This window comes from Phenylobacterium haematophilum, assembly GCF_014196295.1.
Classification (GTDB): domain Bacteria; phylum Pseudomonadota; class Alphaproteobacteria; order Caulobacterales; family Caulobacteraceae; genus Phenylobacterium; species Phenylobacterium haematophilum.
On the sequence record NZ_JACIDK010000006.1, the window covers coordinates 91,813 to 105,785 of the forward strand.

Sequence of the window (13,973 nt, forward strand, 5' to 3'; positions counted from 1 at the left end):
AACCCCCTTCTCCCCCTTGAAGCCTCCTTGAACGGGCTTGTAGTAGTTGGGCGAGCAGGGATTTGTAGAGTCGTGAATACTGGGGTCCGGACACTTCTTATCCGTAACGGCTGGCTTGGTTGATTTCTCCGAAACCTCAGCCGGGCGTCCGCAAGAAGCCATCAGCGCGGCCATCGCGAACATAAGAAGGAGACGGCCGCGCAACATCACAGGCCCTTGTCGCCGGCAAAGGAGCCGCGGACGGGAGTGTAAGCATTGTGGCGCTGTGACTCTGCGCGAGCGGCCACCGAGCCAGCCTGCTGCTGCGCTAGGATGGTTTCCTGGGTCCTAGCCTGCGCGATAAGGATGGTCTGCAGACCTTCCAGCTGGCCGCTCAGGGCGGCGAGAAGTTGGTTCGTGGCCTGGATGGCCGCGGTCTGGCCGGCCGCGCTCTGAGACGCAGCGACGGCGCTGGTCACGGCGTTGGCGGTCGTGGGCTGCGAACGGACCAGCTGGTTCTGGACCGCCATCGAATCCTGGAGGGTCAGGCGGCTGTTGTCTTGCCAACTGCCATAGCGCTGCAGGATCTGCTGAAGGCTGTTGCCGGACAGGCTCGACGGATAGAGCTGCTGGAATTGCTGGCCGATGTTCTGGCCATTGTAGCCGATCGCCTGCGCCTGCTGGAGGAGCTGGGTGGCCTGTTGGCTGAGCTGAGCCAGCGGCTGGGTTACGTCGGTCCCAAGCTTCTGAAGCATGGCCACCTGGTTGGTCAGCTGCGCCTGCAACTGCTCGATCTGCCGCAGGCTGTTGCTCACCTGAGAGACCATTTGGGCGATCGCCGCCGGATCATTGACGACCACACCCGGGAAAATCTGCGCCTGGGCCGGGGGCGGCGCGACCACCGAAGCGGGGAGCGCGAGAAAAGCGACGGCCGCGGCCGTGGTGAGAAGCCTACGCATGTGGAAACTCCCTTTGGCGCGAGGGCGGAAATGACTCCGGCGGCCAGATGTCGGCCGCCTCGGCGCGGACGAAGAGCGGCTCGGACACGGCGCGGAAGAGAACGGCCGCCCCGAACAGGACGAAGCCGGCGACCAGCACGAAGAAATTGTGGTGGAGCGTGGTGGTGAACACCGCCAGGAAGCCCGGCGCCGCGAGGCCGAGGAACATCAAACGGCGACGACGCACGGTTAGCAGCCAGCCGGACGGAAGACGACGTGTAACGACGGTCAAGCGGGCAAGCTCGCGCTCGCTGAGGGGACGAGCGGCGATCAGCGCTGGAGCGTCTTCCGGGGTTGCGTTTTCCATCAGGCGACCCTCGCGGCCGGCGGGGACGCCGATTCATCGAGGTAGGTCGCAACCTCGGTCAGGCCCCGAGCGGCGTAGAACCGCGCCGCGAAGCCCTCCCGGTCCTCCTGAAGCGCCGCCGTGATCGCCTGCTGGTCGCCGGGCGACGATGCTCCAACGGCCGCCAGCGCGATGGGGCCCAGGCCGAGCTCGAAGAGCCGGTTCCCGGCCGTCGACTGATAGTAATATTCGCGCTTCGGCGTGGCGCTGGCGATGATCCGGATCTGCTGGGCGTTGAGGCCGAAGCCTGTGTAGAGATCGGCGATCTGCGGCGTGGGCGCATCCGGGTTCGGCAGGAAAATCCGGGTGGGACAGCTTTCGATCAGCGCCGGGGCGATCGAGGACCTCGCCACGTCGGCGAGGCTCTGGGTCGCAAAGACGACGGCGACATTGTATTTCCGCAGCGTCTTCAGCCACTCGCGGATCTTCGCCGCGAAGGCCCCCTGGTCGAGGAACAGCCAGGCCTCGTCGAGCACCAGCAACGTGGGCCGCCCATCGAACCGGCGCTCCAGCGTGCGGAAGATGTAGGTGAGCACCGGCGCCAGGGCGGCCCGGTTGGCCATCAGCTCGACCATCTCGAAGGTCTGCCAGACCGCCGCCTGCAGGCTGTTCTGGTGGGCGTCGAGCAGATGGCCGTGCGGGCCGCTGAGGGTGTAGGGCGCCAGAGCCGCCTTCACCGCCTGGTCCTGGACGGTGGCGGCCAGGAGCGTGAGGGTGCGTTGCTCGCGTGGGCCCGCGGCGAGGTTGCGCAGCCCGCTCCAGATCTCCTCCTTGACCTGGGGCACGATCGGTACGCCCTCAGCGGCGACGAGGTCCTCAACCCATTCCTGGGCCCAGGCGCGGTCTTCCGGTCCGTCGATGTCGGCGAGCGGCTGGAACGCCAGTTCGCTGGCGTCGCCGCCTAGAAAGAAGAATTGGCCTCCGGCCAGGAGGGTCGCCGCCCGCGAGCTCGCGCCCTTGTCGAAGAAGAAGACCTGCGCTTCGGGATAGCGCAGCCACTGCATGGCGATCGTATTGAGCAGAACCGACTTCCCAGACCCCGTCGGGCCGACCACCATGGTGTGGCCGACGTCGCCCTGGTGGAGGTCGAAACGGAATGGCGTTGTGCCGGCCGTCCGGGCGAACATGAGGGGAGGCTGCGTGCCCTTGTGGCCCCGCTTGAGGCACTCCTCGGTCAGATGGGCGTTGCGGGTCGGGCCTGGCCAGATCGCCGACATCGGCATCATGTCACAAAGGTTCAGGGACGAGACGAGCGGCCGGCGCAGGTCCGCGTAGGCCTGGCCGGGAAGGCTGCCGATCCAGGCCTCCACGGCGTTGACGTCTTCGACCTTACAAACGAAGCCGGCGCGGTTGATGGCGCCTTCGACTTCGCGGACGCGGTCGGCGAGCCGATCGGCGTCCTCGTCCATCAGCGTGACCGTGGGCGTGAAATAGCCGATCGAGGCGAAGTCGCCGCCGAGGATGGCCAGGGCCGCGTCGGCGTCGGCCGACTTGGCCGCCGCGTCAGGGTCTTCCAGGAGAGAAGGCTCGCGGGTGATCGCCTCCTTCAGCAAGGCGAGGACGCCCTTGCGCTTGGCGAACCAGCGCTTGCGGACTGTGGTCACCGCCCGCCGCGCATCTTCCTTGTCGAGCGGCAGGTAGCGACAGACCCAACGGTAGCTGATCCCCAGTTCGTTCAGGCGATCCAGCAGGCCGGGCGATGAAGTGGTCGGGTAAGCCCGCACGGAGATCGTGCGGATGTAGCGCTTGCCGAGCCGAGGGAAGAGCCCGCCCTGGAAATCGTCATCGGTCAGGAAGGCGTCGAGGTAGGCCGGTGTTTCCGGTGCCCGCACATAGTGGCGCTTGGTCGAGATGCAGCCGTGCAGGTAGGTCAGGGTCTCATCGTCGCTGAGCTCGCGGACCTCCGGCATGATGGCCGTCAGGATGTCGGCGATCTGGCGGACCGTGCCCTGGAAGTCGTTCAGCGCGGCGCGGTACATGCCCGCCGCGCCGCGACCGGAGGGGGCGTTTTCGAGAAGCAGGCTCTCGGCCGTGCTCACCGCCTCCTCTGGCGGCAAGTAGGTGAAGGTGAGGAAGTAGCGGCTCTCGAAATGGCGCTCCTGGGACTCGAAGGCGTCGCGGCGCTCGTTGTCGATCAGGTCCGAGACCGGATCCGGGAAGCTGCTGGAAGGATAATCCTGGGAGGCGGCGCGGAGCGCCTCGATGTGAAGACACCAGCGCGATCCGAGCCGGCGCAGCGCGTTGTTCAGTTGGGCGCGAACCGCCACCAAGCCCGCTTCGGTCGAGCTGGCCAAATCGGGGCCGCGGAACGCGAGCGTCTTCTGGAAACTGCCATCCTTGTTGATCAGGAGGCCCGGCCCGATGAGCGCCACCCACGGCAGATGATCGAAGAGGCGGTCGGCTTTGGGACGGTATTCACGCAGGTACAACATCGGGGCCTCAAGGCCTTGCGGTCAACAGACCTGCGCCCATCGCCGAGGCGGCGAGTCCGGACGTAGGCAGGGGGGAGGGGAGGGGCGGTCAGCCATCAGGCGTCCAGATACGGTCGCTGACGAATGTGCCGCCCGAGGGCGTCGAAGAAGTAGGGATCGCGCTTGTTGAGCCAGTAGCAGACGGCGTGGATCGCTAGGCCGAGGGGCACGCCGATCAGCGGAACCTGGAGGCCGAGAGCAAGAACGGCGGTGAGCGTGCCGTTGAGGACCGCGATCATTCGCGGGACGCCGGCGATGGTCACCGGCTCGGCGAGCGAGCTGTGGAACCCGATCTCGAACCCATCCACGAGCGAGGCCATCAGAATGCCGCTCCGGCGGTCATGTTGAAGAACGAGGTGATGAAGGTCGTCGCGGTGAAGGCGATGGCCAGGCCGAAGACGATGCCGATGCCGCGGCGCAAGACCGAGCCGCCCTCTGAGAAGGCGAAGCCCAGGCCGGTCAGCACGATGGCGATGATGCCCACCGCCTTGGCCACCGGCCCCGACAGCGACTGCATGATCGTCTCCAGCGGCGTCTCCCAGGGCATGGCGGTGCCGCCGCCGGCGGCCCAGGCGGGACCGGCGACGAGCATTGCGATGCCGGCGACCATGACCGCCGTTCGCAGATTGCAGCGGCCCTCGGCCGCGCTGAATGAAGTGAAGGCCATCGTCGAGCGCTTTCCTGAGCGTAGCCCCGAACAACTCGGGCTACCCAGGATTGAGTCGCAAAGCGCGGGTGGTCAAGGACTCTTATGCCACTAACCGCCCACGAGGTGCGTTTTTATCCATAAACGCCCATTGCTAAGCTTATGACGATGGGCAAGGCTCGGCGCGCGGATTGCTCCGATTCAGAAGAGGGCCGGTTGTCCGAAGACATTATGACCGAAACGGGGCAGGAATTCCAACCAAAGGCTAGTCAGCGCCCCTAAGCTTAGCCGTTCACGCATCACAATGTCCCGCCTTTATTATATAGTTAAAGCTCGATAACCAGCATCAGGGCAGGGTAGGCCTCAAGTGCTCACCTATCTGTAGTGCTTCCCATGATTAGAACCTTCGATCGGCGTTCTCCGGCTCAGGGGAGTAACCGAGACCATCTGAGCCTCAGGGCCCCACAACGAAGCTCAGCCTCGGCCTGGAGGCCCTGGCGAAATTGAAGTTGTTGCGGGCCCGCCGCTAGGTTCTGGCCTCTGCCCGGCGGCGCCGGAAGCCGACCAGGATCATGAGCAGGGTGGCGAGCTGAGCACCCATCCCCTCGAGGGTGGGCAACACGCCCAGCACCTCGACGCGCGGGACAGCCGCCAGCGGTTGGATGTCGATCAGGCCAGCCTCCTGGAGGGCGGCGACACCTTTCCGGCCAGCACCACCGCCAGGGCTGAGATGAGCATCGAACTGTAGCTGAAGAACTGCGAGATCGGCAGCCGCTTGCTGTAGCTCAACACGGCCCAGGCGATCAGCCCCAGGGCAGCGACGGCGACGCCCGCCCCCGCCAGGATCGCTGAGCTTCGCCGCTAAGAACCTGGCGCCCACTCTGGCGAGACCTCGGCGCGCGGGATCAGGCTAAAAGGCCAGTCGAGTCGTCGTCTCCGCCAGACGCGGACGTGTCGCGAAGGGGCGCCTGGTCGGCCAAGGCCTCAATCACACGACAGCCGCCGGGGCTTCCCTCACATCCCGACGCGACCATCCTTTCCAGCACCGACCGGAGCGAATCGAGCTGCACGATCTTGGTCTCCACGGTGGCGAGTTGCTCGCGAGCGAGGATGTTCGCGTCGTCGCACGCCCGCTCGGGATGGTCGGAGAGGTCGAGCAGCGTCCGGATAGCGTCGATGGGGAAGCCAAGCTGGCGGGCACGTTTGATGAAGGCGAGCCGGCGGATCGAAGCCTCGTCGTAGAGGCGACGATCGCTTTCGGTTCGCGGCGCCAGCGGCAGCAGGCCGATCTGCTCATAAAACCGTATCGTGGGAACCTTCACGTCCGCCGCCTTGGCCAGCTTGCCGATTGAAAGGGTCGCCATCGTCATCTCCGCCCAGAACGACAACTGTAGCCGCGACATCCTCTAGTAACTAGAGGGCGCGAAAACGAGCCTCTTGGGCGCCTCGCAAACCGCCACGCGCGGGGGACGAACACAGACAGGTGCAGGCTAAGAAAAAAGAGCTTGATCCTCTAGCTACTAGAGGAAGCAACATGCCGCTGCTTCAAGGCGCGACTTCTCTCGGAGAGCGCCTCCAGTGGCGTGCGCCCGCTCATGGCGTTCGAATATCTAGGGTAGGCCGTGGACGCACTGAAGGCATGGGGGAGGGGGTTGGCGCGGCTGGCGATCGCTTGCGCGGTAACCTTGCTTGTCCTCGCCCCGAGCCTCGATGCCGTGCTCTGCTCAGAGGCCAAACTGGCGCCCACGATCACGTCGGCCGAGCCCGGCCCGCATATCAAGATGGTCGCGAGTGGAGAGCAGGGCAAAACATCTCCTGCTCTGGTCGGGCTTCGCCTCTACGGCCACTGCCACTTCGGGGTGGGCTTCCTGCCGCCCGTGACGGTTGATGACGCGTTCGTCGGCGACCGGCCAAACGAGCGCCACGCGCTGTTGAACGCAGCTTTGCCCGTGTCTCATCCCGAATTCGAGCTGAATCGACCGCCTCGCGCCTGAGCCGCTCCGCGCCAGTGGTGCGTCCGCCTCGTCAATCGTGAGAAGGTCCATGTCCCTACCTGTTGCTCGAAAACTGCGTCGCACGCTGCTATTTGGGCTTTCGCTGCAAGCGCTGCTGGGCAGCGCCGCGCTCGCTGAACCCGCCCCGCCCTTCAAAGAACTGCTGCGCCAAGCCCAGGCGACGGCGCCCCGTCTGGCGGAAGCGCGGGCGGAAATCGCGCGCGCCGAAGGCTTGGCGCGCCAAGCCGGGGCCTTCCCGAACCCGACCGTGGGGGTGCAAGTGGAAAATTTCGCCGCCAGCAACGGGCTGCACATGGCGGAGACCACGGCTTCGATCGAACAGACGATCGAGCTCGGCGGCAAGCGACCGGCCCGCATCGCCGCCGGCCGCGCCGACGTTGAGGCCGCGCGACGCCGCGTGGCGCGCGTCCAGTCCGAGTACGCCTTCGATCTGGCGGCGGCTTATGCTGAGGCTGAGGGCTCTGATCGCAGACTGCAGTTGGCGGCCGATGGTCTCGAACTCGCCCAGGAAGACGCCCGCATTGCAGGTGTCCTCGTCGAAGCCGGCCGCGAGGCGGATCTACGACGGGTGCAGGCGCAAGCCGCAGTGCAGGCAGCGCGCGCGGCGGTCGACCAAGCCAAAGCCGCACGCGCCACGGCCTTCGCCAATCTCACCGCCATGGTGGGCGCGCCGGCGCCCATCACCTCGATCCCGGTCAGCTTGCTCGACGAAGCCGCCAAGGCCGTCCGGACCCCGGATCCGAATCCCCTCGCGAGCCCCTCCTATCTGGCTGCGGAAGCCGAGCGCGAAGCGGCGGCGCGGCGGGTGCGGGTGGAGCGAACCCAAGCGACTCCCGACGTCACCGTCTCCTTCGGCGTCCGTAAGACTCAGGAGAACAACGCCACCGCCATGTTGGCTGGCGTCGCGATGCCGTTCCCCATCTTCAACCGCAATGGCGGCAACATCAGTGCGGCGCGCGCGGAGTTGAGCGCCGCCGAGGCCCGGCTCCATGCGGCCCGACTTGATGCGGAGGCGGCGGCCCGGTCTGGCATTGCCCGTGTGAGCGCCGCCGAAACCCGTCTGGTCGCCGCGCGGGGGGGCGAGCAAACCGCCGAGGAAGCCTACCGCCTGACCCGCATCGGCTACGAAGGCGGCAAGCTGGCTTTGGTGGAACTGCTCAGCGCGCGCCGCGCGCTGACCGAGGCGCGCACCCAAACAATCGAGGCCGCCACCGAGCGGCTGAGCGCGCAGGCCGCGCTCGCCCGGCTCGCCGGCGTCACCCCCTTTGGAGACCAACCATGAAGCACGACACCAAGCAGGTCTCCGCAGCGCCGGGGGTCAGCCGAAACGCTCTCCTTGGCGGGATCGCCGTGGCCGTCATCTTGGCCGCAGCCGGCGGCTTTGGCCTTGCGAAGCTGACCAGCAAAGCCGCGCCAGAGGCCGCTGCCGAGGCAGGCGAAGCGAAGAAGCCAGCCGGCGCCCCCGACGCGGTCGAAATGGACGCGAACCGCATCGCCGCGAGCGGGCTTCTCGTCCAGCCAGTGTCTTCCACGGGCTTGGCCTCCGAAATCGTCGCGCAGGCCACGGTCGAGGCCGCGCCCGGCGCTCAGGCTGTGCTCACCGCCCGCGCCGCTGGCTCTGTCAGTCGCATCAACAAGCGTTTGGGCGAACCGGTGCGCGCCGGCGAAGTGCTGGCGCTCGTGGAAAGTCGCGAAGCCTCCCAGATAGCCGCCGCCAGAAGCGTGGCCGCGGCCAAAGCCGACTTGGCGGCCAAAGTCCTCGCGCGCGAACGCCACCTCTACGAACAGCGCGTCAGCGCCCGCCAGGACCTCGAGGCCGCCCAGGCCGAAGATGCCTCGGCACGAGCGGAGGCGCGCAGCGCCGCTGCCGCCGTGAGCGCCGCCGACGTCTCCCGCGATGGTCGCTATGTCATGGTGACCAGCCCGATCAACGGTCGGATCACCTCGGCGCCGGCGAGCCTTGGCGCCTTCGTGCAGTCGGAGACCGAACTCTTCCGCGTCGCTGACGCCAGCCGCTTGCAGGTCGAGGCGGCCGTGACCGCCGCCGACGCGCGCCGGATCCGGCCGGGCGATCCCGCCGTCCTCGAGCTGAACGACGGGGTCACCGCCAACGCGGTCGTGCGGTCCGTGACGCCGGGTGTGGACGAGACGACGCGCGCGGCCACCGTCGTGCTCACGCTGACGGGCGGCCAGGGACAGCTTCAGCCTGGACAGGCGGTGCGCGCGCGCATCACCGCGCGGCAGTCGATCAGTCCGGGCATCGTCGTGCCTGAGGAAGCCGTCCAGACCTGGGAGGGGCAAGACGTGGTGTTCGTGCGGACCAAGACGGGTTTCGTGGCTCGGCCGGTCCTCGTCGGCATCCGCGCGGCAGGCCGAGTTGAGGTCGCTTCGGGCTTGCGAGCGGGCGAAAACATCGTGGTCAAGAACGCCTTCCTCTTGAAAGCCGAACTCGCCAAGGGCGAGGCGGAAGAAGAATAGGTGGGAACAGCAGCATGATCGCCCGCCTCATTTCCCTCGCGGTGAGGGGACGCTGGTACGTCGTCACCCTCACCTTGATCATCGCCGCTCTGGGCCTGTGGCAGCTCACGCAGCTGCCGGTCGACGCGGTGCCGGACGTCACCAACAAGCAGGTCCAGATCAACACGGTCGAGCCGTCGCTCTCGCCCGTTGAGATCGAAAAGCGGGTCACCTTTCCGATTGAGACCGCGCTCGCCGGCATCCCAGGTCTCGAGACCACCCGCTCCCTCTCGCGCAACGGGTTCTCGCAGGTGACGGCGGTCTTCACCGACCGCACCGACCTCTATTTCGCCCGTCAGCAGGTCGCAGAGCGGCTGGCCCAGGCCAGCGCCTCGCTCCCGGCAGGCGTGCAGCCCCAGGTGGGGCCAGTCTCCACCGGTCTGGGCGAAATCTTCATGTACTCGGTCGAGTTCGTCCGCCCCGGGTCTGGGGCTCGGATTCGCGACGGGGCGCCGGGATGGCAGACCGACGGCACCTATCTGACGCCGGAAGGCGAGCGCTTGGCTGACCCCATCTCCCAAGCGGCCTACCTGCGGACGGTTCAGGATTGGATCATCCGGCCCCAGCTGCGCACCGTCAAAGGCGTGGCGGGTGTGGACTCGATCGGCGGCTACGAGAAGCAGTACCTGGTCGAACCCGACCCCGCGAAGCTGGCGGCCTATGGCGTCTCCTATGCCGACCTCGGCAAGGCGCTCGAAGCGGCCAATCTCTCCGTCGGCGCCAATTTCATCCAGCGTGCGGGCGAGGCCTACCTAGTCCGCGCGGACGCGCGGGTGTGGCGGCTCGACGAGATCGCCGCGGCGGTGATCGCCACCCGGGGTGGCGTGCCGGTCCATGTCAAGGACGTGGCGGCCGTCCGCATCGGCGGGGAGCTGCGGACAGGGGCGGCCAGCAAGAATGGTCAGGAGATCGTGGTCGGCACCTCGCTCATGCTGATCGGCGAGAACAGCCGCACGGTGGCCAAGGCGACGGGCGAGAAGCTGGAGCAGGTGAAGGCCTCGCTACCGCCCAGCGTGGTCGTACACACGCTTCTCGACCGCTCCGCCCTGGTGAACGCCACGATCGGCACGGTCGAGCGCAATCTGACCGAGGGCGCTCTGCTCGTCGCCGCGACACTCTTTCTGCTGCTTGGCAACGTCCGCGCGGCCCTGATCGCGGTGCTGGTGATTCCGTTCTCCTTCCTGATGATGGCCATCGGGATGAACGGGCTGAAGGTCCCCGGCAATCTGATGAGCCTCGGGGCCCTCGACTTCGGCCTCATCGTCGACGGCACGGTAATCATCATCGAGAACTGCCTGCTGCGGCTTGCCCAAAAGCAGCACCACCAGGGTCGTCTGCTCAACCTGCCGGAACGCCTGGAGACGGTGCTCCACGCAACACAGGAGATGATCCGGCCGACGATCTACGGACAGGCGATCATCTTCCTGGTGTTCACACCTCTGCTGACGTTCACCGGCGTGGAAGGGAAGACCTTCTATCCGATGGCGGTCACCATCATGCTGGCGCTGGCGGCGGCCTTCATCCTTTCGCTGACCTTTGTCCCGGCCATGGTCGCCATCCTCATGCGCGGCAAGGTGGCGGAGAAAGAGGTCAGGGCGGTCCAGGTGGTCAAGGTTCGCTACGAGCCTGTCCTGCGCCGCGCGCTCGCGCGGCCGTGGCCCTTCATCGGCGGTGGCCTGGCGGTCTTCGTCGTGGCAGCGGGGATCTTCACGACCATCGGCCAGGAATTCATTCCCACCCTCGACGAAAAGAACGTCCTCCTGGGCTCGCTGCGGATTCCCTCCACGGCGATGGAGCAGTCGCGCGATATGCAGCTGCATGTCGAGCGCGCCGTCACGGGCTTGCCGGAGGTGGAGATGATGTTCTCCAAGACCGGCACCGCGGAAATGGCCGCCGACCCCATGCCGCCCAACCAGTCCGACGGCTTCGTGATCCTGAAACCGCAGAAGGACTGGCCGAAGGGCGTGCATACGAAGGCACAGGTCGTCGAGCGCATCCTCGGCAAGGGGGAACTCCTGCTCGGCAATAACTTCGAGGTCACCCAGCCGATCCAGATGCGCTTCAACGAGTTGGTGGCCGGGGTGCGTGGCGATGTCGCCATCAAGCTCTACGGGGATGATCTGGAGAAGATGAGCGCCGCAGCGGCCAAGATCGGCGCCGCGGTCGGATCCGTTCCCGGCGCCTCAGGCGTTCGGGTGGAACAGACCTCGGGCGCGCCAACGCTCGACGTCCGGTTCGACCGTGCCGCCATCGCGGGCTACGGCCTGACGGTGGAGGAGGTGGCCGATACCCTGGCCAGCGCGCTTGGCGGCCGCGAGGCCGGCAATGTGTTTGAAGGCGACCGGCGCTTCGACATCGTCGTGCGGGTGCCCACGGCCGAACGCAACGACGTCGAGGCGCTCGGGGCGATGCCCGTCATGCTCCCGGGCGGTGAAGGGCAGGCGCGCCAGTCGGTCCCGCTGCGTCAACTCGTGGAGTTCCGGTTCACGGACGGCCTGAATCAGATCAGCCGCGAAGACGGCAAGCGGCGCGTTGTCATCCAGGCCAACGTCCGCGGCCGCGACGTCGGCTCATTCGTGACCGAGGCGCGCGACAAGGTGGCGGCCATCCCGCTCCCGCCCGGCTCCTGGATGGTCTGGGGCGGGCAATATGAAAACCTCAAGGCCGCGACGGCGCGGCTCTCTGTCGTCGTGCCGCTTTGCTTCATGGCGATCTTCCTGATCCTGTTCTTGGCGCTCGGCGGCTTCTGGCCCGCCCTGGCGGTCTTTGCGGCCATTCCGCTGGGGCTGTCGGGCGGAGTCTTCGCCCTGGCCCTCACGGGGATCACCTTCTCGATCTCCGCGGCCGTCGGCTTCATCGTCCTTGCCGGCGTCGCGGTCCTGAACGGCCTCGTGGTGATGACGAGCATCCGCCAGCGACTGGATGAGGGCAGGAGTGTCGTCGAGGCCATCTATGAGGGTGGGATGGAACGGGTGCGGCCCGTGTTGATGACCGGTTTGGTGCCGGCGATCGGCTTCATCCCGATGGCCCTCGCGCACGGTACGGGGGCGGAGGTGCAAAAGCCGCTCGCCATGGTCGTCATCGGCGGCTTGATCACCGCCACCGCGGTCACCCTCCTCGTGCTGCCGGCCATCAGCAAGCTGCTCCTGACGGTCGGCGAACGCCGCAACCGGGAAACCTCGGCCTTTCCCCCCAAGGCTGCGGACGCGCCCGTCGGTGAGTGAGCCGAACCAGACCATGGAGCTGAATATGAACCTTGATCTCCAATCCACCTGGCCAGGAGCGGTCTAATGGTTGCGCCTGGTTCGGCGGTCCTGCTGAGGATCTACACAGACGAGGACGCGCTCCACGGCGCCGAGGCGCTCGCGGCGGTCATCGTTAAGCGAGCCCGCGAGGCGCAGCTCGCCGGAGCCACGGTCTTGCGCGGCAGCTTGGGCTACGGCCACTCCACCCGGCTGCACACGCACCGGCCGTTTCGGCTCGATGACAACATGCCCGTGGTGATCGAAATCGTCGACGACGACGCGCCGCTTCGCGCCTTCGTCGACACCCTCGGCGAGTTCCACGACATCGGTCTGATCACTTTCGAGAAGGTCGAGGTGGTCCGCTACGGGAACCAGACAAGCTGACCACGCCGCCGCGCGCGCCGCGCGGCAACTGGAGGGCGGAATGCGCCGGTTCGTGCTGCTCGTATTGATGACCCTGCTTGCGGTCGCGCCGGCGATGGGCCTCCGGCTGACCGGCTGGCGACCCGACCCGGTGACGGACGCGCTTCTGTTCGGTGTTGCGGTTCTGGCCGCGGGCTTCATGCTGTCCTGGGGCGCGGAAGCCGCTGAAAAGCACATTTCCCAAGGCCTCATCGTCGCCTTGGTCGCCCTTGTCACCGTGCTGCCGGAATACGCGGTGGATCTCTATTACGCTTTTCGCGCCGGCCAGGCGCCGCAGTCGAACTACGTCCACTACGCCGCCGCCAATATGACCGGCGCCAATCGCCTCCTGGTGGGGCTGGCCTGGCCCCTGATGGTGGGGCTTCACTGGCTGCGGACGCGCAATCGGGCGGTCGAACTCTCGCCGGTCAACGCCGTCGAGATCGCCTTCCTTTTGCTGGGCAGCCTCTATGCCTTCATCATCCTCCTGAAAGGCGCCATTGCACCCCTCGACTTCGCCGTGCTGTTCGTGATCTTCGCGGGCTATCTCTACCGCGTCAGCCAATTGCCAAAAGCCGGCGGGGACGACGACGAAGACGAGGAGCCGGGTCCTGCGGCGGCGCTGAACGCGCTTCGACCTGCCGCGCAGTGGGCCTGGATGGGCGGGCTCACTCTGATCGCCTTTGTCGTGATCGCGGCCTCGGCCGAGCCGTTCGCCGAAGCCATGGTAAGCTCGGGCCGGATCCTCGGCATCGACGAGTTCCTCCTCATCCAGTGGCTTGCGCCGCTCGCCAGCGAGGCGCCCGCGGTGACAATCGCGATCCTCTTCGTCCTGGCCGGTCGGGCAGTGAGCGGGCTGACCGCCATGATCAGCGACAAGATCAACCAGTGGACCCTCTTGGTCGGCATGCTGCCCCTCGCCATGAGCCTCGGCGCGGGGGGCTTGGTCGGCCTGCCATTGGACGCGCGGCAGAAGGAGGAATTCCTGCTGACGGCCGCGCAGTCGCTGTTCGCCATCATGCTGCTGATGCGCCTTCGACTCTCGCTTCTGGCGGCCGGCCTATTGTTCGCACTCTTCGCCGTGCAGGTCGGACTGGCTTTCCATTTCCGCGAGGACGAGGCGGCGACGATCAACAGCCTCACCACCCTGACCTGGATCTACTTGGGCTTGGCGGCGGTCCTCATCCCCTTCAATGGACGACAGCTCGCGACCATCCTCCGCGATGGCCTCTTACGATCTCATCGCGGCCTGGAAGCCGCGCCGGGGCAGGCCAGGAGGGGCGAATAGACCTTGATCGCGGTGTGGCGACGCAAAGCCCGGCGACGCCCGTTGGCCAATCTCTGCTGGCCACCA

Annotated in this window: 13 protein-coding genes; 6 read left to right on the plus strand and 7 right to left on the minus strand. The window is 66.8% G+C overall.

Features of this window, described 5'->3' with window-relative positions:
* Nucleotides 1-206 precede the first annotated feature (206 nt).
* The 7 genes from trbJ to GGQ61_RS17950 form a co-directional block, all read right to left on the minus strand.
* Nucleotides 207-938: a P-type conjugative transfer protein TrbJ gene (gene trbJ / locus GGQ61_RS17925; RefSeq protein WP_183775859.1), complete on the minus strand. Its 732-nt coding sequence runs from the start codon at nt 936-938 to the stop codon at nt 207-209.
* On the minus strand, nt 931-1,284 hold the full coding sequence (locus GGQ61_RS17930) for a hypothetical protein (protein WP_183775861.1): 354 nt from the start codon (nt 1,282-1,284) through the stop codon (nt 931-933). The genes trbJ and GGQ61_RS17930 overlap by 8 nt, the downstream gene beginning before the upstream one ends.
* A complete protein-coding gene (trbE, locus tag GGQ61_RS17935; protein ID WP_183775862.1) occupies nt 1,284-3,755 on the minus strand; it encodes a conjugal transfer protein TrbE in 2,472 nt (823 codons plus the stop codon). The genes GGQ61_RS17930 and trbE overlap by 1 nt, the downstream gene beginning before the upstream one ends.
* Nucleotides 3,756-3,850: 95 nt before the next feature.
* The gene (locus tag GGQ61_RS17940; protein ID WP_183775863.1) at nt 3,851-4,114 is read right to left on the minus strand and encodes a VirB3 family type IV secretion system protein; all 264 of its coding nucleotides are present in this window, start codon (nt 4,112-4,114) and stop codon (nt 3,851-3,853) included.
* Nucleotides 4,114-4,461 (minus strand): TrbC/VirB2 family type IV secretion system protein, encoded by a 348-nt coding sequence (locus GGQ61_RS17945; protein WP_183775864.1) that lies wholly within the window; start codon nt 4,459-4,461, stop codon nt 4,114-4,116. Before GGQ61_RS17945 ends, GGQ61_RS17940 begins: the two co-directional genes overlap by 1 nt.
* A 648-nt stretch (nt 4,462-5,109) precedes the next feature.
* Nucleotides 5,110-5,232 carry a hypothetical protein gene (locus tag GGQ61_RS22525; protein ID WP_281372729.1) on the minus strand — a complete coding sequence of 41 codons (123 nt, stop codon included), beginning with the start codon at nt 5,230-5,232 and terminating at the stop codon, nt 5,110-5,112.
* A gap of 113 nt (nt 5,233-5,345) precedes the next feature.
* On the minus strand, nt 5,346-5,804 hold the full coding sequence (locus GGQ61_RS17950; RefSeq protein WP_183775865.1) for a MerR family transcriptional regulator: 459 nt from the start codon (nt 5,802-5,804) through the stop codon (nt 5,346-5,348).
* 258 nt (nt 5,805-6,062) lie between these two features.
* Here GGQ61_RS17950 and GGQ61_RS17955 point away from each other — a divergent pair, with 258 nt between their 5' ends.
* The 6 genes from GGQ61_RS17955 (at nt 6,063) to GGQ61_RS17980 (ending at nt 13,907) form a co-directional block, all read left to right on the plus strand.
* A complete protein-coding gene (locus GGQ61_RS17955) occupies nt 6,063-6,434 on the plus strand; it encodes a hypothetical protein (RefSeq protein WP_183775866.1) in 372 nt (123 codons plus the stop codon).
* A 37-nt stretch (nt 6,435-6,471) separates the two neighbouring features.
* Nucleotides 6,472-7,737, plus strand: coding sequence for a TolC family protein (locus tag GGQ61_RS17960; RefSeq protein WP_343056187.1), 1,266 nt, complete (start codon nt 6,472-6,474; stop codon nt 7,735-7,737).
* A complete protein-coding gene (locus tag GGQ61_RS17965) occupies nt 7,734-8,933 on the plus strand; it encodes an efflux RND transporter periplasmic adaptor subunit (protein WP_183775867.1) in 1,200 nt (399 codons plus the stop codon). The genes GGQ61_RS17960 and GGQ61_RS17965 overlap by 4 nt, the downstream gene beginning before the upstream one ends.
* Before the next feature lie 14 nt (nt 8,934-8,947).
* On the plus strand, nt 8,948-12,196 hold the full coding sequence (locus tag GGQ61_RS17970) for an efflux RND transporter permease subunit (RefSeq protein WP_183775869.1): 3,249 nt from the start codon (nt 8,948-8,950) through the stop codon (nt 12,194-12,196).
* A gap of 66 nt (nt 12,197-12,262) precedes the next feature.
* On the plus strand, nt 12,263-12,601 hold the full coding sequence (locus GGQ61_RS17975; protein ID WP_183775870.1) for a DUF190 domain-containing protein: 339 nt from the start codon (nt 12,263-12,265) through the stop codon (nt 12,599-12,601).
* Nucleotides 12,602-12,641: 40 nt separating this feature from the next.
* Nucleotides 12,642-13,907, plus strand: a complete 1,266-nt coding sequence (locus GGQ61_RS17980) for a sodium:proton exchanger (RefSeq protein WP_183775871.1) — start codon at nt 12,642-12,644, stop codon at nt 13,905-13,907.
* Nucleotides 13,908-13,973 lie beyond the last annotated feature (66 nt).

Excerpts from the sequence above, each read along its gene's own strand:
- trbJ (WP_183775859.1), bottom strand. The coding sequence starts at position 938 with ATGCGTAGGCTTCTCACCACGGCCGCGGCCGTCGCTTTTCTCGCGCTC.
- GGQ61_RS17930 (WP_183775861.1), bottom strand. The coding sequence starts at position 1,284 with ATGGAAAACGCAACCCCGGAAGACGCTCCAGCGCTGATCGCCGCTCGT.
- trbE (WP_183775862.1), bottom strand. The coding sequence starts at position 3,755 with ATGTTGTACCTGCGTGAATACCGTCCCAAAGCCGACCGCCTCTTCGAT.
- GGQ61_RS17940 (WP_183775863.1), bottom strand. The coding sequence starts at position 4,114 with ATGGCCTCGCTCGTGGATGGGTTCGAGATCGGGTTCCACAGCTCGCTC.
- GGQ61_RS17945 (WP_183775864.1), bottom strand. The coding sequence starts at position 4,461 with ATGGCCTTCACTTCATTCAGCGCGGCCGAGGGCCGCTGCAATCTGCGA.
- GGQ61_RS17950 (WP_183775865.1), bottom strand. The coding sequence starts at position 5,804 with ATGGCGACCCTTTCAATCGGCAAGCTGGCCAAGGCGGCGGACGTGAAG.
- GGQ61_RS17965 (WP_183775867.1), top strand. The coding sequence starts at position 7,734 with ATGAAGCACGACACCAAGCAGGTCTCCGCAGCGCCGGGGGTCAGCCGA.
- GGQ61_RS17970 (WP_183775869.1), top strand. The coding sequence starts at position 8,948 with ATGATCGCCCGCCTCATTTCCCTCGCGGTGAGGGGACGCTGGTACGTC.
- GGQ61_RS17975 (WP_183775870.1), top strand. The coding sequence starts at position 12,263 with ATGGTTGCGCCTGGTTCGGCGGTCCTGCTGAGGATCTACACAGACGAG.
- GGQ61_RS17980 (WP_183775871.1), top strand. The coding sequence starts at position 12,642 with ATGCGCCGGTTCGTGCTGCTCGTATTGATGACCCTGCTTGCGGTCGCG.